The organism is Desulfovibrio simplex (assembly GCF_055387835.1).
Genome location: NZ_AP042377.1, coordinates 745,313 through 770,438, shown reverse-complemented (window position 1 = coordinate 770,438; position 25,126 = coordinate 745,313). Strand labels below are relative to the sequence as shown.

Annotated in this window: 22 protein-coding genes and 1 pseudogene; 13 read left to right on the top strand and 10 right to left on the bottom strand. The window is 56.9% G+C overall.

The window, feature by feature from the left end; translation table 11 throughout:
* Positions 1 to 41: 41 nt before the first annotated feature.
* The 10 genes from garD to ACZ5DH_RS03090 all read right to left on the bottom strand — a co-directional run bounded on the left by garD (position 42) and on the right by ACZ5DH_RS03090 (position 10,779).
* A complete protein-coding gene (gene garD / locus ACZ5DH_RS03135; RefSeq protein ID WP_464255703.1) occupies positions 42 to 1,604 on the bottom strand; it encodes a galactarate dehydratase in 1,563 nt (520 codons plus the stop codon).
* A 98-nt stretch (positions 1,605 to 1,702) separates the two neighbouring features.
* On the bottom strand, positions 1,703 to 2,980 hold the full coding sequence (locus tag ACZ5DH_RS03130; RefSeq protein WP_464255702.1) for a nickel pincer cofactor-dependent isomerase, group 22: 1,278 nt from the start codon (positions 2,978 to 2,980) through the stop codon (positions 1,703 to 1,705).
* Between the two features lie 45 nt (positions 2,981 to 3,025).
* Positions 3,026 to 4,108: a butyrate kinase gene (gene buk, locus ACZ5DH_RS03125; protein ID WP_464255701.1), complete on the bottom strand. Its 1,083-nt coding sequence runs from the start codon at positions 4,106 to 4,108 to the stop codon at positions 3,026 to 3,028.
* A gap of 155 nt (positions 4,109 to 4,263) precedes the next feature.
* The gene (locus tag ACZ5DH_RS03120) at positions 4,264 to 5,169 is read right to left on the bottom strand and encodes a phosphate acyltransferase (RefSeq protein ID WP_464255700.1); all 906 of its coding nucleotides are present in this window, start codon (positions 5,167 to 5,169) and stop codon (positions 4,264 to 4,266) included.
* Between the two features lie 22 nt (positions 5,170 to 5,191).
* Positions 5,192 to 5,416 (bottom strand): 4Fe-4S dicluster domain-containing protein, encoded by a 225-nt coding sequence (locus ACZ5DH_RS03115; protein WP_464255699.1) that lies wholly within the window; start codon positions 5,414 to 5,416, stop codon positions 5,192 to 5,194.
* Entirely contained in the window at positions 5,416 to 5,946 is a 531-nt protein-coding gene (locus ACZ5DH_RS03110) for a 2-oxoacid:acceptor oxidoreductase family protein (protein WP_464255698.1), read from the bottom strand. The genes ACZ5DH_RS03115 and ACZ5DH_RS03110 overlap by 1 nt, the downstream gene beginning before the upstream one ends.
* A gap of 1 nt (position 5,947) precedes the next feature.
* Positions 5,948 to 6,778, bottom strand: coding sequence for a thiamine pyrophosphate-dependent enzyme (locus ACZ5DH_RS03105; protein WP_464255697.1), 831 nt, complete (start codon positions 6,776 to 6,778; stop codon positions 5,948 to 5,950).
* A 13-nt stretch (positions 6,779 to 6,791) separates the two neighbouring features.
* Positions 6,792 to 7,919, bottom strand: coding sequence for a 2-oxoacid:acceptor oxidoreductase subunit alpha (locus tag ACZ5DH_RS03100; protein WP_464255696.1), 1,128 nt, complete (start codon positions 7,917 to 7,919; stop codon positions 6,792 to 6,794).
* 203 nt (positions 7,920 to 8,122) lie between these two features.
* Positions 8,123 to 9,391: a (Fe-S)-binding protein gene (locus tag ACZ5DH_RS03095; RefSeq protein WP_464255695.1), complete on the bottom strand. Its 1,269-nt coding sequence runs from the start codon at positions 9,389 to 9,391 to the stop codon at positions 8,123 to 8,125.
* On the bottom strand, positions 9,388 to 10,779 hold the full coding sequence (locus ACZ5DH_RS03090; RefSeq protein ID WP_464255694.1) for an FAD-binding oxidoreductase: 1,392 nt from the start codon (positions 10,777 to 10,779) through the stop codon (positions 9,388 to 9,390). The genes ACZ5DH_RS03095 and ACZ5DH_RS03090 overlap by 4 nt, the downstream gene beginning before the upstream one ends.
* Before the next feature lie 908 nt (positions 10,780 to 11,687).
* On the opposite strand from ACZ5DH_RS03090, the gene ACZ5DH_RS03085 reads away from it, so the two are divergent.
* From ACZ5DH_RS03085 to ACZ5DH_RS03025, 13 genes and pseudogenes are all read left to right on the top strand, one after another.
* Positions 11,688 to 13,634 carry a sigma 54-interacting transcriptional regulator gene (locus ACZ5DH_RS03085; RefSeq protein ID WP_464255693.1) on the top strand — a complete coding sequence of 649 codons (1,947 nt, stop codon included), beginning with the start codon at positions 11,688 to 11,690 and terminating at the stop codon, positions 13,632 to 13,634.
* 1,250 nt (positions 13,635 to 14,884) lie between these two features.
* A complete protein-coding gene (locus ACZ5DH_RS03080) occupies positions 14,885 to 15,295 on the top strand; it encodes an NADH-quinone oxidoreductase subunit A (RefSeq protein ID WP_464255692.1) in 411 nt (136 codons plus the stop codon).
* Positions 15,244 to 15,744 (top strand): annotated as a pseudogene (locus tag ACZ5DH_RS03075) (NADH-quinone oxidoreductase subunit B); the annotation flags it as partial. The gene ACZ5DH_RS03080 and the pseudogene ACZ5DH_RS03075, both read left to right, overlap by 52 nt.
* A gap of 161 nt (positions 15,745 to 15,905) precedes the next feature.
* Positions 15,906 to 16,565, top strand: a complete 660-nt coding sequence (locus ACZ5DH_RS03070) for an NADH-quinone oxidoreductase subunit C (protein WP_464255691.1) — start codon at positions 15,906 to 15,908, stop codon at positions 16,563 to 16,565.
* A complete protein-coding gene (locus tag ACZ5DH_RS03065; protein WP_464255690.1) occupies positions 16,562 to 17,680 on the top strand; it encodes an NADH-quinone oxidoreductase subunit D in 1,119 nt (372 codons plus the stop codon). Before ACZ5DH_RS03070 ends, ACZ5DH_RS03065 begins: the two co-directional genes overlap by 4 nt.
* A 7-nt stretch (positions 17,681 to 17,687) precedes the next feature.
* Complete coding sequence (nuoH, locus tag ACZ5DH_RS03060; RefSeq protein ID WP_464255689.1) at positions 17,688 to 18,683, top strand: NADH-quinone oxidoreductase subunit NuoH; 996 nt, start codon at positions 17,688 to 17,690, stop codon at positions 18,681 to 18,683.
* 2 nt (positions 18,684 to 18,685) lie between these two features.
* On the top strand, positions 18,686 to 19,126 hold the full coding sequence (locus tag ACZ5DH_RS03055; RefSeq protein WP_464255688.1) for a NuoI/complex I 23 kDa subunit family protein: 441 nt from the start codon (positions 18,686 to 18,688) through the stop codon (positions 19,124 to 19,126).
* Positions 19,126 to 19,653 (top strand): NADH-quinone oxidoreductase subunit J family protein, encoded by a 528-nt coding sequence (locus ACZ5DH_RS03050; RefSeq protein WP_464255687.1) that lies wholly within the window; start codon positions 19,126 to 19,128, stop codon positions 19,651 to 19,653. The genes ACZ5DH_RS03055 and ACZ5DH_RS03050 overlap by 1 nt, the downstream gene beginning before the upstream one ends.
* Positions 19,650 to 19,976 carry an NADH-quinone oxidoreductase subunit NuoK gene (nuoK, locus tag ACZ5DH_RS03045; protein ID WP_464255686.1) on the top strand — a complete coding sequence of 109 codons (327 nt, stop codon included), beginning with the start codon at positions 19,650 to 19,652 and terminating at the stop codon, positions 19,974 to 19,976. Before ACZ5DH_RS03050 ends, nuoK begins: the two co-directional genes overlap by 4 nt.
* Positions 19,977 to 20,039: 63 nt before the next feature.
* Positions 20,040 to 21,536, top strand: a complete 1,497-nt coding sequence (locus ACZ5DH_RS03040; RefSeq protein ID WP_464255685.1) for a monovalent cation/H+ antiporter subunit D family protein — start codon at positions 20,040 to 20,042, stop codon at positions 21,534 to 21,536.
* Positions 21,533 to 21,784: a hypothetical protein gene (locus ACZ5DH_RS03035; RefSeq protein WP_464255684.1), complete on the top strand. Its 252-nt coding sequence runs from the start codon at positions 21,533 to 21,535 to the stop codon at positions 21,782 to 21,784. Before ACZ5DH_RS03040 ends, ACZ5DH_RS03035 begins: the two co-directional genes overlap by 4 nt.
* Positions 21,774 to 23,570: a Na(+)/H(+) antiporter subunit D gene (locus tag ACZ5DH_RS03030; protein WP_464255683.1), complete on the top strand. Its 1,797-nt coding sequence runs from the start codon at positions 21,774 to 21,776 to the stop codon at positions 23,568 to 23,570. The genes ACZ5DH_RS03035 and ACZ5DH_RS03030 overlap by 11 nt, the downstream gene beginning before the upstream one ends.
* Before the next feature lie 23 nt (positions 23,571 to 23,593).
* Complete coding sequence (locus tag ACZ5DH_RS03025; protein WP_464255682.1) at positions 23,594 to 25,117, top strand: NADH-quinone oxidoreductase subunit M; 1,524 nt, start codon at positions 23,594 to 23,596, stop codon at positions 25,115 to 25,117.
* Positions 25,118 to 25,126 lie beyond the last annotated feature (9 nt).

The window sequence follows — 25,126 nt, the reverse complement described above, 5'->3', positions numbered from 1 at the left end:
AGGATGCTGAACCTAACGTTTTTTATAATATTGTGTATTAATTAAGTCACCGGCCCGGGGTTGAAAATGGCAATACTGTTGTTTAGCCCCCAATGCTGCGCCCAGGTTTTCTTTCGACCACTGGCCACTTCGATATACAGCTTGAATAATTCCCAACCCTTTTCTTCTATGGTGGATTCGCCTGTAGCAATGGGGCCAGCATCGACGTCAATCAGATCCGGCCAGCGATTGTAAAGTTCGGTCCGTGTCGATACCTTGATTACGGGAATCGCAGCCAGACCGTAGGGCGTCCCCCGGCCAGTGGTGAAGACATGCAGGTTCATGCCCGCCGCCATCTGTAAGGTGCCGCAAAGAAAGTCGTTGGAGGGAGTGGCGTTGAAATAGATGCCAGGTTTGTGGTCCTTGGGAAGCTTGTCGCCCGGATTGATAACGCCCATGAGAGGCGTTGTTCCGGATTTGACTAACGTGCCCATGGACTTTTCAGCTATATTGTTTAATCCCCCCATCTTGTTGCCCGGAGTGGTATTGGCAGTGCGGTCGGCCCCGCCCCGACCGAGGTAGCCGTCGTTCCACTTCATGATGGTCACCAGATCCTCAATGGTTTTGCGCTCAACGGCACGCTCCGCCATCAGGTCCACACGGTCGCGCACTTCGCTCATCTCCGAAAACAGGACCGTCGCGCCAGCCCTGGCCAACAGGTCTGCGGCAAAACCCAAGGCCGGATTGGCCGTCATTCCCGAAAAGGCGTCGGACCCGCCGCACTGCATGCCCACGACCAGGTCCGAGACCGGACAAGTTTCGCGCCTGCGCTTGTTCAATAACTGCAAACGCTCTTCAGCCAGGACCATGATGTCCGCAACCATGGATTCAAAGCCCACATGCTTTTCGTCCTGCAAAGTGACCACAAAGGGAGCGTGCTTTTCAAACGGGGCCGGATCCGGCTCAAGCAGGCGGTTCACCTGCAGCTTCTCGCAGCCGAGACTCACCACCAGTACGGTGCCGCCGAAGTTGGGGTTCAGGGCCAGGTTGCGGACGGTACGGATGGGAATCGCCGTATCTGGCGCGTCAATGGCCACACCGCAGCCAAAGGCATGGTTCAGGGCCACCACACCGTCCACATTGGGATACTTTGGAAGGAGTTCTTCTCTGATGCGTTTGGCCGCATAGTTCACCACGCCTTCAACACAGTTGACGGTGGTGGTAATGCCCAGGACATTCATGGTCCCGACGGAGCCGTCTTCATTACGGAAACCTTCAAAGGTGTATCCTTTCAGAGGTTCCAGGGGCGCATACTGTTGGGGCTGCATGGCGGCGATGGCGTCCAGGTCGGGCGCGGGCGGGATATGCAGCATTTTTTCCTGCACCCAGCTTCCCCGGTGTATCCGATCCTTAGCAATGCCCACCACCACCCCGTAACGGATCACGGGAGCACCCCCATCAATGTCACAGGTGGCCACCTTATGCGACTGAGGCGTATCCTCGCGCATGGTCAGACCGTCCGCAAAGACGGTTCCAGCTTTCAGCCCTCCGTCATTGGCCACAACCACAACGTTGTCGTCCGGGTGCATTCGGATATAGCTGGGATTTGACACATCTTGTACCATTTGCCATCTCCTTTTCGATATACACGTTAACAATTCCGATCATACCAACACACACTGGCAGAAGTCCGTCCCCTGCCTGCACCCGACACAATTTGTAATCAATACTGGTCTAGCAACTTCCCCGCCGCATCAAAGTTCATGGGTCTGGCTTCGCCAAGCACGGTCACGCCCTCTGTCTTTTCCGCCAGAGGCAGCAGGGCTTCAGAAATGAAACATTCGCCAAGGTGCAGGGTATTGGGAATGCGCATGACCAAAGCCTTTGTGGTGTCGGACGCATACCCGGTTTTGAGCCCCGCCTTGATCGCCAGTTCCTCTGTGGCCAGGTGCATGGGCGTGCGGGCCGAGGGTGTGGCGCCCGACGTGATGGAGTTGGTATAGACCTGGAACAGGTCAACATCCTTGACAAAGGATTCGGGCACCACATCGGCCAGGCCCATGCCATTGGCATTGCCGTGAGACCTTTTGGAAAGGCCCAGGGCCACGATGCGGGTGATGTCTGGCCCACCGTTTATAAAGGGTGTGGAATACCGGCCGATAATGTTGCCGTCCATGCCGCCGCCGGAAAACTCCTTGCCTATTTCGTCGCAGATCAGCAGATCCAGCTTGTCGAACAGCAGGCGCGGCATGTTGCCAAAGGCCCGTTTCAGGCCTTCACGATCGACCTCCGCCATGTCTTCCGGCCCACAGGCCACAATTTCCTTTGCCTTGTCATAGGCGTTTTCAATGGTGGCCACGCCAAGCACAATCTTGTTAGTGTTGAGCAGTTCGCCGCCTACCTCCTCAATAAGCCTCCCCATATGGCCAAAGCCCAGAGTATGCGTGCTTTCGGCGCCATGGTGCTTGCCGAGCCCTATGGCCAGCATTTTCAGCAACCCGCTTTCGTGACGGGAGCGGAAAGCGTTGTGGGGCTTGATACGGTTGAAAATGACCACCCCGTCGGACTCGTAGGCGTATTTGTCCATATACACGGGAAAGCCGTCCGCCAGTTGCCCCACCTGCACCACTTCCATGCTGGAGAGGATGGGGCAGCCCGCGCTTTCTTCCGTCACGCCCAGTTCGTTGACCAGGGACAACTGCCCCTCGGCGGTCGCGCCGCCGTGGCTGCCCATGGCCGGCACGATGAAGGGTTCGGCCCCGCGTTCCTTGAGGGCATCCACAATAGCCCTGACTATGGCTCCCAGGGAGGCTATGCCGCGGCTGCCCACAGTGACGGCAAGCCTGGCACCAGGCTGTATCCTCTGGTAAGCGGGGCATCCTGCCAGGGCCTGCCGCACCGCGGCTGGCACATCGTCAAGCCTGGTATCGTCAAAGGTCTGCCTGATGCGGGCCATCTTGGGAAGTTCCACAGAAAAAAGCAGTCGTTCAATCGCATCCATATGGTTCTCCTGGTGTAAAAAGGCCCAGCAACAAACAGCCCCAACTTACTTTCCGGGTTCACAAAACGTATGGGAACCCTCTTCGCCGCGCAGCACGCGCAGAATGCCGTAGGCAAGAGCTTCCAGTTCGTTTTCGCCCGGCAGCACCACTACGTTGCCAAGAAACTTGACGCGGGGCATGAGCCTTTCAATGATGAAACCGGAATTGGCCAACGCGCCGGTAAGCACGACCAGATCAACCTCGCCGTTGATCACCGCGGCCAGCGAGGAGATGTTTTTCGCCACCTGATAGATCATGCCCTCATAGACCAGCCGGGCCTCGTCGTCCCCGGCCTTGATGCGCCGTTCCACTTCAAGGGCGTCGTTGGTGCCAAGATAGGCCATGAGCCCGCCCTGCCCACGGGTTCTTCTGGTGGCCGAAAGGCGGTCGTGCTTGCCGGAAAAACAAAGGTCCACAAGCTGCCTGTTGGGCAGTCCGCCAGAGCGCTCGGGCGAGTACGGGCCTTCCTCGTCGGTGATGACGTCGATCATGCGGCCCTTGTGAATGACCGTGGCACTGATGCCCGCGCCCATATGGCAAACAATGATGTTCTTGTCCGCCAGATGCCAGCCGTTGTTGTGCGCGCCCTTGATGGCCATGGCGCGCATGTTCAGAGCGTGGCATGAAGCCTTGCGGCGGATTTCGGGCAGGCCGGACAGCTTGGCGATGTTCTCCATCTGATCCATGACCACGGCGTCGTAGATATAGGAGGGGATGCCCAGAGGATTGGCTATCTCATAGGCCAGCAGCGCGCCGAGGTTGGAGGCATGGTCGTCAATGGGCCTGTGGCGCAAAAAGTCGAGCATTCCGCTGTCGACAACATAGGCCCCCTGCTCGAGCGGCGGCAGCTTTCCGCCGCGCCCGGCCACGGCCGAAAGCCGCGTCAGGTCAAAATTTTCTTCTTGCAGAGCATTGAGAATGGCTTTCAGGCGAATGGGAAACTGGGCCACATTGCTTTCAAAGCCACGCAATGATTCGGCCGGGTGGTCCACCTTTTTCTGAAACAGCATGTCCTGGTTTTCATAAACCGCGATCCGGGTGGAGGTGGAACCGGGATTGATGGCTAGTATGGTATATCTGTCCGGCATGACATTTCCTTGTGTAACGATCAAAACGTGTTGCATGTCCCCTGTTTTGCGAGCCGCGGCATAATGCGGGAAAAAACGCATATTGCCGCGGCCCGCAGGGAGTCCGTGCATGGCAAATACACGGTGGGGATGGAGGTGTCCGGGAGCGGTGGTGCCTAACCTGCGGCCGAAGCCGCAAGGACCATGGTTCTGAACTTGTCTTCAGCGCTGGCGGCCCGCGAGTTGAGCACCACCGGCACCCGTCCACCCACTGCTATGCCGGCGGTCAGGGCATGGGCCATGTGGCGCAGGCACTTGATGAGCACGTTGGCGCTGACGATGTTGGGGCACACCAGCAAATCGGCATCGCCCGCCACCGGGCTGCAATAACCCTTGGTTTCCGCGGCCTCGGGGCTTACCGCAAGGTCGAAAGACAGGGGCCCGTCCACCACGCAGTTGGTAATGAGGCCGTTTTCGTTCATTTCCTTCAGTTTTGCCGCATCAAGCGTTTCGGGCATCTTTTCACTGACGTTTTCGGAGGAGGCGAGCACGGCGACCTTGGGCATGTCGATGCCCATGCGGTTCAGGGCGTCCACCGAGTTCTGGATAATGACGCGCTTCTGCTCCAGGTCCGGGGCAATGTTGATGGCGGCATCGCAAAGGGCCAGCAGTTTGGGATAGCTGGCAACCTGAACGATGTTCATGTGTGAGATGAGCCGCCCTGTGCGAAAGCCGGTTTCTTCCCTGAACAGGCCCTTGAGCAGCACGCCGGTCTGGATAAGCCCCTTGAGCAGAAAATCCGCCCGGCCTTCCTTGACGGCAATGCCCGCCTGCACGGCGGATTCGATGGGCTCCGTGGTTTCCACAACCTCATAGGCGTCGGCCGCCAGGCCGAGACGCTCCAGGTTGTCCACGATATTTTTTCTGTTGCCGAAAAGCAGAGGCTCCACAAGGCCGGCATCTGTGGCATGCCGTACGGCTTCAAGCACGTGCCCGTCAGCGGCTTCCACCACCGCCACCCTGCTTTTGCGGGCTTTTTTCATCACAGCGGCCTCAAGTTCATCAAAACTGGCGTATACCATGGCAGCTTCTCCAGCGCGGCGCTTACTGTTCAACAACTTCAATGGCGAAATCGGGACACGCCATCATGCAAGTGCGACAGCCTATGCAGGCATCCATGTCAGCCACAGTCATGAAGGTGTAGCCGGACTCGTTATATTCGCTGCCGAAAGCGTACACACCCTTGGGGCAGAGTTCCTTGCAGTAGCCGCAGCCCTTGCACAGCACGGCGTCCACCTGGACATTGAAACTTTTCTTTTCAGCAGCCATTAGTTGCCTCCCCGCGCGGATTCGGCTGCGGCCGCGCCCCGCCTGATCACTTCCATGTTCAATCTGGCTACATCGGGTTTGCCCTTGTGTTCGGCTATGCGCAGCAGGGCTTCCACGGGCATTGCGCCGCTCACGGTCATGGCGGCGGCAAGACCGGCCAGGTTGGCGGACTTGGGCGCGCCCAGTTCGCGGGCAATCTCGGTCATGGGCACGCCCAACCAGTTAGACATGGAACGGGGCTTCATGAGTGACGTGTCATAAACAACGGGCACGGCCATATGGTCGTAACGCGCGCCCACCACCTCGTTCAGGGCGATGATGACGTCGGGTTTGCTGACCTGCTGAAAGAGAATTTCCTCCTCATCCATCAGCACCTCGGCGCTGATAAAACCGCCACGCTGTGAAATACCGTAGGACTGCGTCTGCACGACGTTCATGCCGTGGGCAATGACGGCCTCGGCCAGAAATGACGCGCAGAACACAAGGCCCTGACCGCCGGAACCCGCCATGAGAACTTCGTAATGAGCCATGCTATTTCCTCCCTCTGGCGGACATAATCACTTCACGCTCGGCCTCGTAGCGCGTGCTGAAATCATGAATATTCCGGTCTGCGATGACGCCTGCGACAAAATATCCCTGGTCTTCGGCATTTTCGATGGAATCGAACTTGGCCTGCGACACAGCTTTTTCTTTGAGGTTGCGCAGCATTTCCACCGGCTGGCGCATTTTGTTGCGCGGGCCGAACAGGGTTGAACAGGGGCTCATGGCTTCAATGAGGGAAAACCCTTTTTTTCTGATCCCACTGACAATCCTGTTTTTGAGGCGCATCCCGCTGGAAACGGATTCGCGCGCCACATAGTTTGCGCCCGCCGCGCTCACCAGACCGCACACGTCAAACCCACGCTCCGGGTTGCCGCCGATGGATGTGCTGGTGATGGACCCGCTGGGTGTGGTGGCCGAATACTGCCCGCCCGTCATGCCGTAGTTCAGGTTGTTGACGATGATGGCGGTGAGGTCCATGTTGCGGCGCGCTGTATGGATGAGGTGGTTGCCGCCGATGGTGGTGCCGTCGCCGTCGCCCATGAGCACAACGACGTTGAGTTCGGGATTGGCCGCCTTGGCGCCGGTGGCGAAGGCCAGGGCGCGTCCGTGCGTGACGTGCAGGGCGTTGGCCGAGATGTAGTCGTCAGCCTTGCCCCAGCAGCCGATGCCCGTGACGATCAGAACGTTTTCTTTTTTCATATCAAGCTCGTCCATGGCGCAAAGCAGCGCGTTCAGGACGATGCCGTTGCCGCAACCAGCGCACCACATGAGTGGCAGTGCGGATCTGTTGAGCAGGGAGCGTGAAAGTGCCTGTGACATGCCTGATTCTCCTTTACTGCAATGCCTTCGCAATATGGGCGGGTGTCATTATGCTGCCGTTGTAGGTCGTTACTCCCGTCACCAGTGAAGGATCCGACACATATTTTTTCACTTCTCCCGCAAGCTGTCCGGAGTAGTTCATTTCAGCCACAATAATCCGTTTTGCCTTACGCGCGGCTTCACGAACCTCAGCATCAGCAAAAGGCCACAGGGTTTGCAGTTGCAGCACGCCCACACTGCTCCCGGCAGCATTGGCCTCCCGGGCTACGCTGCGCGCGGCTCGTGTAACCACGCCAGAGGTGATGATGAGCGTATGACAGTCCTCAACGCCGAAGTAACGCGTCATGACTATTTCATCGCGTCCCGCGGCTATCTTGGTATGCAGTTGAGCCACACGGCGGGCGGCATTTTCGGGGCTGTTGCAACTATAGCCGTCTTCGCCATGCATGGAGCTTGTGATGTGGAACGTGTATTCGCTGCCGTAGCGGGCCAGAGGGGCCACAGCTCCTTCGTCAAAGCAGAAAGGCTTGTATGAATCCGGGGCGCACGTGGGGGTGGCGCGCTCTACAACCTCAATCTCTCCCGCTTCGGGGATGACAATGTTTTCGCGCATGTGGGCGGCCACTTCTTCGGGAGCCATGATGACGGGCACACGGTATTTTTCAGAAAGGTTGAAAGCCTTTACCGTCAGATCAAAACATTCCTGCACCGAGCTTGGCGTAAGCGCGATGATTTCCTGATCGCCGTGACGCCCCCAACGCAGTTGCATGATGTCGGACTGCGCAGGTTTGGTGGCCAGCCCTGTGGAAGGACCGGAACGCTGCACGTTGACAACCACAAGGGGCACCTCGCCCATGGTGGCCATGCCCAGATTTTCCTGCATGAGAGAAAAGCCGGGGCCGCTGGTTGCGGTGAAGGATTTGACGCCAACCAGCGATGCTCCCACAATGGCGCCCATACTGGCTATTTCGTCCTCCATCTGCATGAAAACCCCGCCGAGACCGGGCAGTTCACGCGAGGCGATTTCCGCTATTTCCGAAGATGGGGTGATGGGGTAGCCGGCGTAATACCGCGCTCCGGCATAGAATGCCCCCTGTGCGATGGCGGCGTTCCCCTGGATGAGTCTGCTCTGTTTCTTCATTGATTTTCTGTTCCTCGTTTTCTTTGTGGTACGATGGCCCTGCCGCCAGCCCGCCGACTGTTGCGGAAAGATCATGCCGTCGCGCGACTGCCCTGTTGCACTGCCGCCGGGCAAACCGCCTGTCCGGAGGACCCGTATTGAAACGCCTGACGCACAGCCTGCGCTACCATCCGCACGTCAGGCGTCCCTCAAAAGATTCGACCCTATATGTCATAGGCTTTCCCAAGCAGTTCGGCCGTATGCATCACCGTAATCAATGAACCTTTTTGCGTAAGGCCGTCGATAAGTTGCATCTTGCAGGCGGAGCAGCCGGTGGCCACCACGTCCGCTCCTGTGGACAGAATGTCGTCGATTTTATCGCCGAGGATTCGCTGTGACAGGTCGTAGTGCGTGGCGCTGAATGTTCCAGCGCAGCCGCAGCAAACATCCGGACGCTTCATTTCCACAAACTTGACGCCGGGTATGGCGCGGATAAGATCGCGAGGCTGCCTGGAAACTCCCATGCCCCGCACCAGATGACAGGCGTCATGATAGGTAACCTTCAACGGCAGCTCGCGCTTGTATTCGACAGGCCCCAGCTTGAGGAGAAAGTCAGAAACGTCGAACACCCTGTCTTTCAGGCCTTCCCATGTTGCGCCTGCGCTGCTGTTCTGCAGGACAGCTCCGTATTCTTTTTTCAGAGCCGAGCCGCAGGTGGCGCAGCCGGTAATGACCGCGTCAAAACTGCCGTTGCTCAGGGCGCGGACATTGTTTTCAGCCAGCAGGGCCGCCCCCTCGAAATCGCCAGATGAGAACAGGGGCGTGCCACAGCACTGAAGCTTGTCCAGCAAATGCACTTCAACGCCGTTGGCTGTCAGAACCTTGATAAGATCCCTGCCCGTCCCGGCATAAACGTAGTTGAGCATGCAGCCGGGGAAAAAAGCGACACGAGCCCGCACGGCGCCAATGGGCTTGCTGACGGCAGGCACCAGCTTTCGTAAGGGCGCGTCAGAGAATTCTGGTATGATGCGGCGTTTGTTGAGGCCGGCCATCGGCAAAGGCAAACGGGATATCTTGCCGCGCCCGTTGGGGCTGCGTTTGAACAGCATGGACTGGAACGGCTTGCCGTGCGACATGGCTATGTCGAACAGCCGGCCCTTGATCAGAACTTTGAAGGCGATTTTTTTGGCAAGAGGCAGCTTTCCTTCCTGTTTGAGCTGATGCCTCAGGGCCATGATAAGGTCTGTAGTGTTTACGCCCGAGGGACAGATGGATTTGCAGCGCATGCACAGGGTACAGCGCGCCGCCAGATCCATCAGATCCGCGGTGGGAACAACCGTGCCGTCAGCCAGCGAACGCAGGAGAAAGATTTTTCCTCGTGAAGAGGTCGCTTCTTCGTAAGTTTTTCCGTAAACAGGGCAGATGGTGAGGCATTGCCCGCAGCGCGTGCACTTGAGGGCGGCAGCCTTCAGTTCGTCCAGGGTGGCGCTCATGCCTGGCCTCCGAAAATACAGCCCGGATTCAGGATGTTATTGGGATCAAGAGCTTTCTTGATGGCCAGCATGGCATTTACCTGGGCTTCACCCAGCTGCTTGACGATATAGGGTGACTTTTCTCTGCCCACACCATGTTCGGCGGAAACGGTGCCGCCCATCTTGATGATTTCGTAGTGGAATTCGGACCGGGCCTTGGCGGCTGTCTTTTTTTCCTCGTCAGAATTGAAGAAAAAATGCGGGTGAATGTTGCCGTCGCCTGCATGGCCCTGGCAGCTCACTTTTATGCCGTATTTTTTGCCCACTTCAAAAAGCATATGCACGGCTTGAGCAAGCTTGTTGATGGGCACCGCGGGGTCACCACCAAGGCGGCCCTTGGCAACACGGGCAAGGGCCGGCAGGCCGGAACGGCGGGCTACCCACAGTTGTTCCGCTTCTTCCGCCGTTTCAGCCACATGAAAATCTATCATGCCAAGCTGCTCGCAAACACGCTGTATGACGTCGGCCTGAGGCTTCAGGGTGGAGACGTCTCCATCCACTTCAATAAGCAGCATGGCGCCAGCATCCACTGGCAAACCGGCATGGGTGTAGTCCTCAACAGCGCGGATCAGGGTCTGCTCCTGAAATTCCATAATGGACGGCACCACGCCGCTGGTCATGATGGCGGAAACAGCCTTGGCGGCGTTTTCAATTTCGCTGAAGGCCACGCGGATAGCCCGCTTGGCCTGCGGCAAGGGAATCAGCTTGAGCGTGATTTCGGTAATGACGCCCAGCGTTCCCTCGGAGCCGGTAAAGAGCTGGGTGAGATTGTAGCCGGTAACATCCTTGATGCACTTCCCGCCCGCGCGGATGATCTCCCCGGAGGCGAGCACCACCTGCATGCCGGAAACATAGTTTTTTGTGGTTCCGTACTTTACGCACTGCAGGCCGCCGGCATCGGTGGCCACATTGCCGCCGATTGAGGAAAACGTGAAACTGGCCGGATCAGGGGGGTACATCAAACCGTGAACAGCGGCGGCCTTTTTGATTTCTGAAGTAATGGCGCCTGGCCCCACCACCGCTGTGAGCGTTTCAGGATCAACGTTAATGGTATTCATGCGCTGCATGGATATGATGATGGAACAGTCACTTTCAGGAATGGCGTTGACGCTGAGGCCGCTGCCCTGCGAGCGGGGAACGATGCTGATCTTGTTCTGGTTGCAGAAGGCCACAACCTTCGAAACCTCTTCGGCGGTGCCAGGCAGCGCCACCAGAATGGGTAGATAGGACGAAGGAGCCGCTCCGCCTGCATTATAGGTGTAGCAGATGAGGTCTTCCTGCTTTATCAGAATGTTTTCCTGCCCTACGAATGAGCCGATGCGTGCACGAACTTCTTCTTTGTTCAGCATTTTTTCTCCTAGTTGGCACATGGCGGTAAAAGGACTGCGAAAAGGCACTGGCGCAGTTTTGGGCATTTGGCTTAAACAGACCCGCGTATGGCCTTGTGGCAAAATTGGATGATCCCGGCCTGAATGATGTTGGCGCATGCCCATCAGACAATCTGCCTATGTATATTGTATGCATGTATGAGCAGTAACTGTACCAACATGTATAAATTTAATGAATTAAGTCTGTTATATAAATTTCCACATTTCCTGCGCGAAATTTCCAGCCAGAAATGTTTATTTTTTTCATAGGCATGTTAATTTTGTTAACCGGCAGAACAAAACGCACAGCGCCCGCCTCAGAACAAAGCCGAAGAAGGAAGAGAGAAAAAAGAATGCGGGGAATGAGGGGGGAATGAGGAATGCGCGCGGCTGTGAAAAAGGAGTGCCGGGATTTTCATGGCAACATGCCTGATGAAAATTCCGGCGGATGATGACCGCTGGCCACGGCGGTGGTGCTCCTGAAAGTTTTCTTAGGGCATTTACACTTTTTCGAAGTTAAAATGCTCTATACATACACACCTTCTCTTCAAAAAGAGAGGCAAAAGGCGCCGTGAATGACCCCCATCATTCCCCGCCCTGCTTTTTTTTATGAAGACAACCCCCCTCCACGCTTGAAAATTTCGGTGCTATCGCCATTCGTTAATTTGTGTGATAATTATATGAACAATCCTAGAACGCTGCTGGAACCCGTGAAAAACTGATTTAACATACTAATTTAATTATTTTTTTAAATTATTTTTCACCGCAGGACAGGTTGCGCCATTGAACACTGCGCAGCTGCTTGCGAGCGTTACAGGATGCGCCCGTCACACCTTTAGAGCCGACGCGCAGGGCCATCAGGGCATGCCGTTCTTGAAGGGAGAAATTTTATGCTGCCTGTCAACTTCAAGCCCAGAATCCTCTGCGTTTCCATCTATGAAGAGATGGCAGAACTGGTGCGTCATTATGCCGGACAGTTTGGGGTCGAGGTGGATGTTCATGAAGGCGGCATATCCAATGACGGGCATATCTATGCTTTTCAGACGCAAAACCAGTATGACGTCATTATCAGTCAGGCAGGCACCGCAACGGCCATCCAGCAGATGGTGAATATCCCCGTGGTGCCCATACAGATAATGACCAATGATATTATCAAGCCCTTTCGCGCAGCCCTGGACAAGCACCAGAACCTGCTCTGCATTACGTATGACAGCCGTCTGAGCACGGATATTGAGGCATTGGCTTCTTTTGCCAAAATCAAGAACTTCAAGCAGGTCATTTATCGTAATGACGGAGAGTTCGACGCAATCGTCAAACAGATGCCCTCATTCGGGCCCATTGCAGTGGTGGGATTCGGCGGTTGCGTTATTGACAAGGCGGCTGAACTGGGGCTGCCGTACTACCTCATACGATCCAGTTCCGCCAGCGTGCACCAGGCGGTACTTTCCGCCCGTAATATTGTGGATCAGCACATTAAGGAACGCACCCGTTCACGACGCTTGAACAATATTATCAACTATTCCATCAACGGCATCATTTCTGTCAGCAAGAACAAGACGGTGGAGATCTGCAACCGCCCCGCCAAGGCCATGCTTGATTTGCACGGAAAAAAGGTGGTTGGCATGGAACTGGGCAGCAACGGCGCTTCACCGGAGCTGAGCCAGATGTTGGGCAACGGCGATTACGCGGTGGACAGCATGATAACCCTCAAGGGCAAAACGTTCATCGTAAACCGGGTTCCCATCCGGGTGCGTGAGCATGACCGGGGAACCATCATTACGTTTCAGGAATTGTCCAAAATCCAGCGCATTGAAGCTGAAGCCCGTGTTCAACTGGCCCATAAGGGCTTGATAGCCAAATACACTTTTTCAGACATTGTCGGGTCAAAGACCACGCTCGGCCCGGTAATAGCCGAAGCCAAGAGCTACGCAAAGGGCTCGGCGTCCATACTCATTGAAGCAGAAACAGGATCCGGCAAAGAGCTTCTGGCACAGGGCATCCACAATTACAGCGACAGAAAAAAGGGGCCATTTGTGGCGCTGAACTGCGCGGCCCTGCCGGAACACCTGCTTGAAAGCGAACTTTTCGGCTATGATGAAGGGGCTTTTACCGGGGCGCGCAAGGGCGGCAAACCCGGAATGTTTGAAATGGCGCACAGGGGAACGCTGTTTCTGGATGAAATCAGCGAAATGAGCCTTGCAACCCAGGTGCGCCTGCTGCGCACACTACAGGAAAAAGAAATTTTCCGTATTGGTGGCGACCGGGTGGTCAATATTGATGTGCGCGTTATAGCCGCATCCAACCGAGACCTGTTTGCCATGGTGCAGGCAGGAACGTTTCGCCACGACCTCTTTTTCCGCCTCAACATTCTCCCGCTGCAAATCCCACCCCTGCGTGAACGCAAGGAAGATTTACCCGCGCTTGTCACCCATTTTATCAAAAAAAATCACGGCGGTTTTCTGCCCAAGGATTTTCACCTGGATGAAGACGCCCTGGCTGACCTCTACGCTCACGACTGGCCTGGCAATGTGCGGGAACTTGAGCATATCCTCGAGCGCGCCTTCACCCTGTATAATGGCCGCCAAAATTTTACCGCCCTGCTGGCAGACGTCATGCGCCGCCACCGCCAGCGCCAGAAAAGGGCCTCCAACGGAGAGGCTGCTCCGGACTGCCTCAGTATTCCCCGTGGCACCATGGCCGAAATGGAACGTTTTATTCTTGATGAGGAGCTGAAACACCACAGCGGCAACAAGAAGGCTCTCGCCGATGCCCTGGGAATCAGCCGCGTGACGGTCTGGAAAAAACTCAAGGATACTGACACGAATTTTTCCGCCTGAATCCAATGGCATCCCTGTAAAAGCCTGCGACCTTTTCTTCCAGGCGCAGCCTCCCTTGCCTGTGTGGCGCGTCTGATTTCTCACGCCACCCGGCCACCTGCACGAGTGCGCCCATTGCAACATACAAACGCCGGCAATACCGTCACATCTGTTTTTCCGCAAAAACAACCGTTCGGCACAGCATTGCCCAATTCCATACCCACATTGCATGCCTCAGCCAACATCCTTCCGAAGGCGCGCGCACTGCCCTCTGACATCTTCAACGTGACCCGGCTGCGTACTTCTCCAGATTTTTCGCAATCCCCGGGCAAGAGCCAGTCACACGAAGGTGCGGGCGCTTGGCGCACGGGTGCGCCCAACTGACTGTTTTGGGATCTGTCGTTCGAAGAGGCGGCGCAGGGGCACAGGCTGATAAAAGCCCATCCTCCGTTTGGGGCAAGGATGGGCTGCTTCTTCTGATCTCACTTTACGGGTGAGAGGTACAACGAAGCAATTACCAAATATATATCATTTAAATGCTGTCAACACTGTGCGCAAAAAGTGAGGCCAATCCTGGAAGATATACCTGTGAACAGCGCGTATGTCTGTTTTCAATCGTGGTGATTTAACCATATCAAATAATTGTGAATAATTTCATTTTTTAAAATATATCAATCAATCAAATCTATTATATGAATGTAACATGCATTTCATAACGGACTGCGGCCCATAGCAAGCTGGGTGATACCCACCCGCGAGCCTGCCGGAGGGCATCGCAGCCCGCCCCATGTACGGAGGAAAACCGTGCGCCGACAAACGGCATGCACACAAACACCCGGCTCTTTGCCCCCCGTTGGGCTCTGGCTGTCTGCGCCGGACAGCACCGCGACCACTTTAAATGAAACAATACAGATCCACTACGAATCATTGAAAAAATGTGAAATAAATCTTTTTCAGCAGGTTTTTTGGAGGCCTCTGCTCCGACTTTTTGTCTTCATTACGTTATATTACATATATCAACATGTAATCTTTATAAGAAAAAAAATTCACACCTATTCCTATGTTGTGAGCATATGCACATACATCTGATCCTTTTTTCAATAGGGTATTGACATAATAGTTCCAATGGCATAGCCATAAAGAAAATATTCTGACATAGCTTTTAGTTCTGCTGCACAATATACATTGGATTGAACCCGGACTGTCCGGCAAAGCCATTTACGTTCTTCCGGGTACATGTACTGGTCTTTTTATGCCAGGAGGCGTCAAACGTGACCTCTCAAGAGTTGATTGACCTCATTTATATTATTGTTTTCTGCATGGGCGGCATTGCTTTTGCCGTCGGCCCCTTCATTCTAGTGTACTTCCTCCAGCCGCGATCCACCAGAAACACCGTTGGCAAAACGCTTCAGGTGGTGGAATGCGGCATGCCTCCCATCGGCGACGCCTGGATCAAATTCAGCGCTGTCTACTATCTCTATGCACTGATGTTTGTGGCCTTTGCCGTCGACATTCTCTTTCTTATGCCTGTCGCGCTCGTATACAACAGCCCCGGACCTGTGGGCGATTTGCAGGCATTTCTGGAGATACTCATATTTGTGGGCATTCTGTCCCTGGTCATTGTCTACGCATGGAAAAAGGGAGTGTTCCAGTGGCAACGCAAGACGTACTCGGATCAATAGTCCAGTTCTCAAAGCTGGATCAGCTTCTGAACCTGTGCCGGGCCAATTCGCTCTGGCCCATGACCTTTGGCCTGGCCTGCTGTGCCATTGAAATGATGGCCACCGGCGCTTCGCGCTTTGATCTGGCGCGCTTCGGGGCTGAGGTTTTTCGCCCGTCTCCGCGTCAGAGCGACGTAATGATCGTTTCGGGCACCATCAATAAAAAAATAGCTCCCGCCGTGCAGACGCTGTACGACCAGATGCCTGAACCCAAGTGGGTTATCGCCATGGGCAACTGCGCCATTTCAGGCGGGCCTTTTGTATACAAAGGGCAGTACGGCGTTGTTGAGGGTGTGGACAAACTCTTTCCCGTGGATGTTTTCGTTCCCGGCTGTCCGCCGCGCCCTGAAGCCCTCATCGAGGGCATTCTCAAGCTTGAAGAAAAGCTCACCGGAAAACGCCGCTGGCCCCGCGTGGATCCGATCCCTCTGCCTGGCCCCGCTGCGGCCAGAGCCAGGGCGGAGGCCTCCGCATCCAGCGAGCCGCAAGCTTTGCACACGCCGGACGCGCCGTCTGACGCGGCTCCCGCCGCCCCCTCCCCCGAGACAGCCCCTGCTGCGGAGGTCAAGCCATGAGCCAGCAAAACACGCGGCCTGAAACCCTCGCCACAAGTCTTGCCTCCCTGCCGGGAGCCGTTGCGCACCCCACTGAGTATGCGGCCAAAGGTTATGACCTGGATGTGAGCCTGCCCCCGGAAGCGCTTGTGCCCGCCGTCAATATTCTGGACGAGGCCGGATATTTTCTTGAAACCATCACCGGCGTTGACTGGCTTGGCGAACAGGCCGCGCTGCGCAAGGCGGCCGAAGCGGCTGAGGCCAAGAAGCGTGAAGAAGCGCTGGCAAAACAGGCCGAAGCGGCAGCAGCGGAAGCCGCGGGCGCAGAAACCGCGCCTGCCGACGCCCCCGCTGCCGAGCCAGCCGCACAACCTGCCGCGAAGCCTGTCGAGCAAACGGAGCCCGCGCGCAAGCCCCCCCTGCCCGAAGACGAAATCGAAGTGGTGTATGACTTCAACCGCTTCCAGTCGCGCCACAGGGTCGTCCTGCGTGTGCGCACGCCGCGCAGCCAGCCGCAGGTTCCCACAATCCAGACCATCTATCCCATTGCCCATTGGCACGAGCGCGAGGCCCACGACTTCTTCGGCATCGTCTTTACCGGACACTCCTATCTTGTCCCCCTGCTGTTGCCCGAAGATGCGGACTTTCACCCTCTGCTCAAGGATTACGGCGCATGAACGTTCTGCCACAATGCCCCATTGACGAATATTTCGTGCTGAACCTTGGGCCGCAGCATCCCGCCACCCACGGAGTGCTGCGCATCAAGCTGGTCATGGACGGCGAATACGTTTTCGAAGCGGAGCCGGTGCTGGGCTACATTCACCGCATGCACGAAAAAATGGCTGAAAACCGTACATGGCCGCAGTTTTTCCCCAATACAGGCCGCATGGACTACCTGCACGCCCTGGCCTACAACCACGGCTACGCCTGTGTTGTGGAACGCGCCGCCTCCATCGAGGTGCCGGAACGCGCCGAATATATCCGCGTCATCACGGCGGAGTTGAACCGCGTATCCAGCCATTTGCTCTGGTTCGGAGCCTTTGTGCTGGATCTCGGGGGATTTTCACCCCTGCTGTACGCCTTTGATGACCGCGAGCACATTCTTGACCTTCTTGAATCCGTCACAGGTTCACGCCTGACCTACTGCTACTTCCGCTTCGGCGGCGTCGCCAACGACATCGACGACGATTTCATCACGGGCACGCGCGCCTTCATCAAGCGCATGCGCAGGCGGCTCATCAAATACCATGATCTTGTCACCAAGAACATCATTATCATGAAGCGCCTGAAGGACATCGGCTTTGTTCCGGCGGAGCTGTGCCGCAAGTACGGCGCCACAGGTCCGGTGGCCAGAGGCGCGGGCATTGATTACGACGTGCGCCGCCATGAGCCCTATTCCGTCTATGACCGCTTTACCTTTGACGTGCCGGTCTACCCCGAGGCGGACTCCATGGCCCGCTATATGGTACGGATGGACGAGATCGAGCAGAGCCTGCGCATCATCGAGCAGGCGCTGGACCAGCTGCCCGGCGGCCCCGTCATGGCTCCCAAGGTTCCCAAAAACATCAAGCCGCCCAAGGGCGACTACTATCATGCTGTTGAAACGGCGCGGGGCCTTCTTGGCATGCGCGCGGTAAGTGATGGAAGCACGACACCCTGGCGGCTCAAGCTGCGCACCCCCTGCTTTGCCAATCTGCTGGTTTTCGGCGAGGCCAGCCGGGGGATGCTGCTGCCTGACGCCCTTGCCATGCTTGGCAGTTTGGACCTGGTTATTCCCGACATCGACAGGTGAGGACATCATGCTGCTGCCTGATCCCGAAATATTGCGCCTTATTGCCTATCTGGTGGGTTTTTTCGCCTTTGTGGGCCTTAACGCCGCCTATCTTGTCTGGCTTGAACGAAAAGAAGCCGGGCACATACAGCGGCGCATAGGTCCCAAAGAAGTAGGCCCGTTCGGCCTGTTACAGCCCCTGGCCGACGCGCTCAAGCTCATGAGCAAGCAGGTGTTCATCCCCCAGGGGGCTGACCGGGTGCTGTACCTTGTGGGGCCGGTGCTGGTCATGACCCCGGCGTTCATGAGCTTTGTCACCATTCCCTACGCGGAGAACCTCGGCGCGCGCAACCTGAACGTGGGCCTTCTGGCCATATTCGCCTTTGCTTCCATAAATGTGCTGGGCCTGCTGCTGGGCGCGTGGGGTTCGCGCAATAAATACGCCATCATATCGGCCGCCCGCGTCGTGTCGCAAAACGTGGCCTATGAGATACCCATGCTGCTGGTGGTGGTGAGCCTCGTGATGGTGACCGGCTCCCTGAACCTGCACGAAATCGTCACCACCCAGGCGGGCGGCTTCTGGAACTGGAACATCCTGCGGCTTTCGGCCAGCCCGCTCATGCCCGTGGCCTTTGTCATCTTCTTTATCTGCATGCTGGCCGAAACCAACCGCGCGCCCTTCGACATGGCCGAAGCCGAAAGCGAACTTATTGCCGGAGCCTTTACCGAATACGGCGGCATGGGATTTGGCGTGTTCTTTATGGGCGAATACGCCAACATGGTGGTGGGCAGCAGCGTTCTCACCATTCTTTTCCTTGGCGGCTGGGGCTGCCCCCTGGGTCTGTGGCCCGGCGTCCACTGGTTTCTCATCAAGCTTTACGCCGTCATCTTCACGGTGATCTGGATACGCTGGACCTTTCCGCGCACCACATTTTACGGTCTGCTCAACCTTTCATGGAAGGTGCTTATTCCCTTGGCCCTTGCAAACCTCATCCTTACGAGCGCGCTGCTCAAGGTGCTGTAATCATGACTGCCTACTTCAAAGACATTCTGGGCGGCGCATGGAGCCTGGCGGTGGGGCTGGGCATCACCCTGCGCTATTTCTTCAAGCCCGTGGTGACCAAACAGTACCCCTATGAGGTACTGCCCATTCCACCACGCTATCGCGGGCACATCGACCTTGTGTATGACGAAAAAACCGGCTCGGACAAATGCATTGTCTGCGGTTCCTGCCAAAAGGCCTGCCCCTCGGGCTGCATTTCCCTTACCGGCGAAAAACCCGAGGGCGCCAAACAGAAAAAGCTCACCACCTATCAACTGGATTTCACCAAGTGCAGCCTTTGCGGACTGTGCGTTGAATCCTGCCCCACGGATGCCCTGACTTTTTCGAGGGATTACAACCTGGCTGGCTTTGACGCTGACGAATACCGCTTCGATCTTGTCAAAAGACTCAAGGAGCGCCCGTGATGCCCACATCCGATTTGTTGCAGACCATCGCCGGGATCATCTTTCTGGTCTTTGTGGCGGCGACCTTTTTCGGGGCTGCGGTAGCCGTGACCACGCGCCGGCTCATACGCAGCGTGGCGGGACTGGCCCTGTGCCTTATGGGTGTGGCGGGCCTCTACTACTACCTGTCCAGCCCCTTTCTGGCTTTCATGCAGATACTCATCTATGTCGGGGCCGTCTGCGTAACCCTTGTTTTCGCCATCATGCTGGCTGAAAGGTCATACCGGGCGCAAGAGGTGAAAAAAGGGCCGCTGGTCATGGCCCTGGGCACTCTGGGCGGCAGCGTGTTTACGGCCACCCTGCTGGCCACGTCCATGACCGCCCGCTGGAGCGACATTCCGCTGAAACAGGCTGACGGTTCGCTTGAACGCATCGGTCAATCCCTGCTTTCCACCTATTCCATGAGTTTTGAACTCATTTCCGTGGTGCTGCTGGTGGCCATGGTCGGCGCTCTTGTGCTGGCCCGCGAAGGGAGGGACAGACAATGAATATCCTCAATCTGAGTCAGTACCTTGAAACATACCTGTTCATCGGCGCTCTGCTGTTCTGCATGGGGCTTATGGGCATGGCTTTCAGGCGCACCTTCATCGGCATGCTCATTGCCTCCGAGCTTATCCTTTGCGGGGCCTCCGTGAACTTCATGGCTTTTGGCCGCTTTGTGGCCCAAGACCAGACCACCGGGCAGATAGCCACCCTTTTCGTCATGGCCATTGCCGCGGCGGAGGCTGTGGTGGCGCTTTCCATCATCATGGCTGTTTACCGCAATTACCGCACGGTGGACGCTGACGCCCCGAAGGAACTCAAAGGGTAAGGCTGAACGGAATTTTCAGTTCCGTACCGCAATCCCGCGCTCCGACGAACAGGAGAGGAACAGATGGAGATTGTTGCATCCGTAAAACCGCTGGCAGCCGTGCTTTCGGCCCTTATCGGGGCCTGCATGGTCATGCTTTCCAGACGGTCCCCCAACGTGCGTGAGTCCTGGTCGCTGGTTGCGGCGCTGGTCATGTTCGGCATTATCCTTTCAATGGTGCCGGATGTGGCCCCGCAGCCCATGGGGCGCGGCCTTACGCTGCACCAGACGCTCTTTCCCATACTCCCCGGCCTGTCGGTAAGTTTTCGCGCCGACGCCTTTTCAATGGTTTTTGCCCTGGTGGGTTCATTCCTGTGGGTCATCACCATCTTCTATTCGGCAGGTTACATGCGCAGCCTGGAGGAACACGCCCAGACGCGCTTTAACGCCTGCTTTGCCCTGACCCTTTTCGGGGCCATGGGCGTGGCCTTTGCGGACAACCTTTTTACCCTCTACCTGTTCTACGAGGTGGTGAGCATCTGCACCTACCCCCTGGTGGCCCACCATCAGGATGAAGAAAGCTACAGCGGCGGGCGCAAGTACATCGTCTACCTGACCACCACGGCCAAAGGTCTGGTGCTTCCGGCCATGATACTCATCTACGTGCTCACCGGCACGCTGGACTTCACCCACAACAGCCACCTGAGCGTTCTTAGCCCTGAAATAAACACAACGCTCGTCACCATTCTTTATGCCTGCTGCCTGCTGGGCTTTGCCAAAAACGGCATCATGCCCTTCCACAACTGGCTGCCGGGCGCAATGGTGGCCCCCACGCCGGTTTCCGCCCTGCTGCACGCCGTGGCAGTGGTCACTGTGGGCGTGTTCTGCACAACACGCGTCATGCTCTATGTCTTTGGCACCGACCTCATGACAAGGCTCAACCTGGGCGTGCCCACGGCCTACTTTGTTTCCTTCACCATTCTGATGGCCTCGGTCATTGCCCTGAGCAAGGACAACCTTAAAGCCCGCCTGGCCTATTCCACAGTGAGCCAGCTTTCCTACATCATTCTGGGTGTGGCCCTGCTCACCGTGGACGGCATACAGGGCGGCGTGGTGCACATGGCCAACCACGCCTTTGCCAAGATCACGCTCTTCTTCTGTGCCGGCGCCGTTTACGTGGCCACCCACAAGAAGTGCATTTCCGAGATGAGCGGCCTTGGCCGCAGCATGCCCATAACTTTCGCCGCGTTTGCCGTGGCCTCGCTTTCAATGATCGGCGCGCCGCCGGTGGCGGGCTTTGTCACCAAGTGGAAGCTGCTGACCGGGGCAATGGAAATGCCCACGCACGCCATGGGCATTCTGCTTGTGCTGCTGGCCAGCACCCTGCTCAACGTGGCCTACTTTGCGCCCGTGACCTTCAAGGCCTTTTTCGGCAAGCGCCCGGAGGGAGAGCCTGAAACCGGCATGCGCGAAGCCCCGCTGGCCATGGTCATCCCCATCCTCGTCGCGGCGGCTATTTCCGTTATTCTGGGCATCTACCCCGACATCATCATGGTTTTTGTGAAGGCGGTGACAGGATGATCGTAAAACTCATTGATTTCTTTCGTGACAGGCTCGCTGCCACTATCAGGGTATGCCTTGCCGTGCTGGTGCTGTTGGTGCTGTGGGACGCCCTGCTGGTCGACAAGGGTGACGCGCACACGCTGGTGGAGCGCATACCCGGATTCTGGGCCGGATTCGGCTTTCTGGCCTGCGTGCTCATCATCATTGTCTCCAAATGGTTCGGCCATCTGGGCATCATGACCCGCGAGGACTACTATGATGATTGATACCTGGATTCATCCCTCGGCCATCCTGCTGGTCGGAGCCCTCATTCTGCCCTGTCTGCCCAAGGCGTGGCGCAAGATCTTCATGGTCATGGTGCCCCTGCTGGCCTTTGCGGACGTGGTGAGCATGCAGGGTCACAACGGCGTGTTCGGAAGCCTGCGCTTTTTGGACGCCACAATGATTTTCGGCAGAGTGGACGCCCTGAGCATGGTCTTTGCCTACATCATGTCGCTCATGTGCATCATCGGCACGGTCTACGGGCTGCATGTGGAAAATCCGGTGGAGCAGTCCGCCGCCTGGGTTTACGTGGCGGGATCACTGGGGGTCATCTTCTGCGGCGACTACCTGACGCTCTTTCTTTTCTGGGAGCTCATGGCCTTTTCGTCGGTGTTTCTGGTCTGGTTCCGCCGCCGCAAGGAATCCCTGGCCACAGGCTACAGATACCTGCTGGTGCATACGGCTGGCGGCCTCATGCTGCTGGCGGGCATTGTGCTGCGCTACAAGGCCACCGGCGGCGACATGTCCTTTGGCCCCATTGGAGTGGATTCACCGCAGCTTTACACCTGGCTCATCCTGGCCGGATTTCTGCTCAACGCGGCCGTGCCGCCGCTGCACGCATGGCTGCCTGACGCCTATGGCGAAGCCACAGTGGCCGGGGCGGTGTTCATGTGCGCCTTTACCACCAAAACAGCCGTGTACGCCCTGGCAAGAGGCTTTGCGGGCATGGAAATTCTCGTGCCGCTCGGCGTCATCATGGCTTTGTATGGTGTGGTCTACGCCGTGCTTGAAAACGATGCGCGGCGGCTGCTGGCCTACCACATCATCAGCCAGGTCGGCTATATGGTGGCCGGGGTGGGCATAGGCACGCAACTGGCCATCAACGGCGCGTGCGCCCACGCCTTTGCCCATATTCTCTACAAGGGGCTGCTCTTCATGGGCTGCGGCGCGGTGCTGCAGATGACCGGAACCAGCAAGTTCACGGAGCTTGGCGGGCTGTATAAAAAAATGCCCAAAACCTTCCTCTATACCCTTATTGGCGGCCTTTCCATCTCCGCCTTCCCCCTGTTCAGCGGGTTTGTGAGCAAGGCCATGATAGTGGCCGCCGGGTACGAGGTGCATAATTACTGGGCCGCGTTCCTGCTCACGCTCGCCTCCGCGGGTACTTTTTTGCACACCGGACTCAAGGTTCCCTACTTTATCTGGTTCGGCAAAAACAACTGCTCCAAAAAGACGTGGCAGCGCGCGGGCGATCCGCCCAAGAACATGCAGCTGGCCATGTTCATGGCCGCTGCCCTGTGTATCTTTGTGGGCTGCTACACCCCCTATCTCTATGACATGCTGCCCTTCCCGCAGGCTGCGGCCGCATATCACCCCTACACTGCCTACCATGTGGCGGAAACCCTTCAGATCCTGCTGTTTACGGCTCTGGGCTTCTTTTTGCTGCTCAAAAAGCTTTCGCCGGAACCCACCATCAGCCTGGACCTGGACTGGTTTTACCGCAAGGGCGGGAGGCTTTTTTACTGGCTTGCGCGCAAGCCCGTACAAACGGCCGACACGGCGGTGGGCGAAGCCTGGAACAAGGAAGGCATTGTGCCGCTCATGCGTACGGCCCGCTTCTGGTCATGGTTTGACTGGCACGTCATTGATACCGTGGTTGACGGCACTGCCCGCGGCGTGCGGGCGCTGGGCGGCAAACTGCGGCTCGTGCAGCGCGGCAGGTTGCAGATCAGCATCACCTATATGGCCGTCCTGATGGCCTTTGCACTCGCGTTCCTGGCCTTGGCCTGAGCCCACCAGAGGAGATGGCAGCCATGCAATTTCTGAGCATGAACACTTCAGGTTTTCCCATTCTTTCCGTGCTGATATTCCTGCCTTTGGCAGGGGCCGCCATCGTGCCTTTGCTTGGCAGTGAAAAACAGGCGAAAATATGGACCTTGCTGATAACCCTGGTCAACGGCGCGCTGTCGCTCCCGCTGTTCTGCGATTTTTCCCTGGCATCGCCACAGTACCAGTTCGCCGAACACCATTCGTGGATCGCGTCTTTCAACATCAACTACACGCTGGGGGTGGACGGCATATCCCTGCTGCTGGTGCTCATGACCACGCTCATCATGCCCCTGTGCGTTCTGGGATCGTGGAAGTACATCCAGAGCCGGGTCAAGGAGTTCATGATCTGCCTTCTGATTATGGAGACGTCAATGCTGGGCGTGTTCATGGCCCTTGACCTTGTGCTCTTCTACATTTTCTGGGAAGCCATGCTCATCCCCATGTTTCTGCTCATCGCCGTATGGGGAGGGCCGCGCAAGACCTACGCCTCCATCAAGTTCTTTCTCTACACCCTTGCGGGTTCGGTTTTTCTGCTGGTGGCCATTGTGGCCCTGTACATACACGAGGGAACCTTCAGCATTCCCACCCTCATGGGGCAGCAATACGCTGCCAACTTCCAGTTGCTGATTTTTCTGGCATTCTTTGTGGCCTTTGCCATCAAGGTGCCCATGTTCCCCTTTCACACATGGCTGCCGGCAGCCCACGTGGAAGCGCCCACGGCAGGCTCCGTCATTCTGGCCTCTGTCCTGCTTAAAATGGGCACCTACGGCTTTATGCGCTTTTGCCTGCCCATTACGCCCGACGCCACGGTAAGCCTGATGCCCGCCCTGCAATGGCTTTCCATCGCGGGTATTCTCTACGGCGGCTTTACCGCCCTGGCGCAGCAGGACATGAAAAAGCTCATTGCCTATTCCAGCGTGGGCCATATGGGCTTTGTGACGCTGGGAATATTCGCCCTTGACCAGCGTGGGCTGGAAGGCGCGTTATTGCAGATGATCAATCACGGCATCACCACTGGGGCGCTGTTTTTGTGCGTGGGCATGATCTATGAGCGCAACCACAGCCGCGAGCTTTCAGCGGCGGCCGGGCTTGGCCGGTTTATGCCCATCTATGTGACCTATCTGACGATTTTCTCTCTTTCGTCACTGGCCTTCCCCGGCACCAACAGCTTTGTGGGCGAGTTCATGATTCTGGCCGGGGCATTCTTCAACAACAAGATTGTGGCCGCCTGCGCCATACCCGGCGCGGTGCTTGCCGCAGCCTACATGCTGCGCATGCTGCAAAGGGTCATATGGGGGGGCACCCATAATCCCGACCAGTCAAAACTCTGGGATCTGGGTTGGCGTGAAACCGTAACCCTGGCCCCCCTGATGGTCTTTGTTTTCTGGATTGGCCTGGCTCCCGAGCCTTTTCTGCGCGTCATGCGCCCGAGCCTTACCCACCTTCTGGTACAGACGGGCTACCACGCCCCACAAACGCAGGCTCTGGCGGAATTTTTCGCCCGCTGACACGAAACT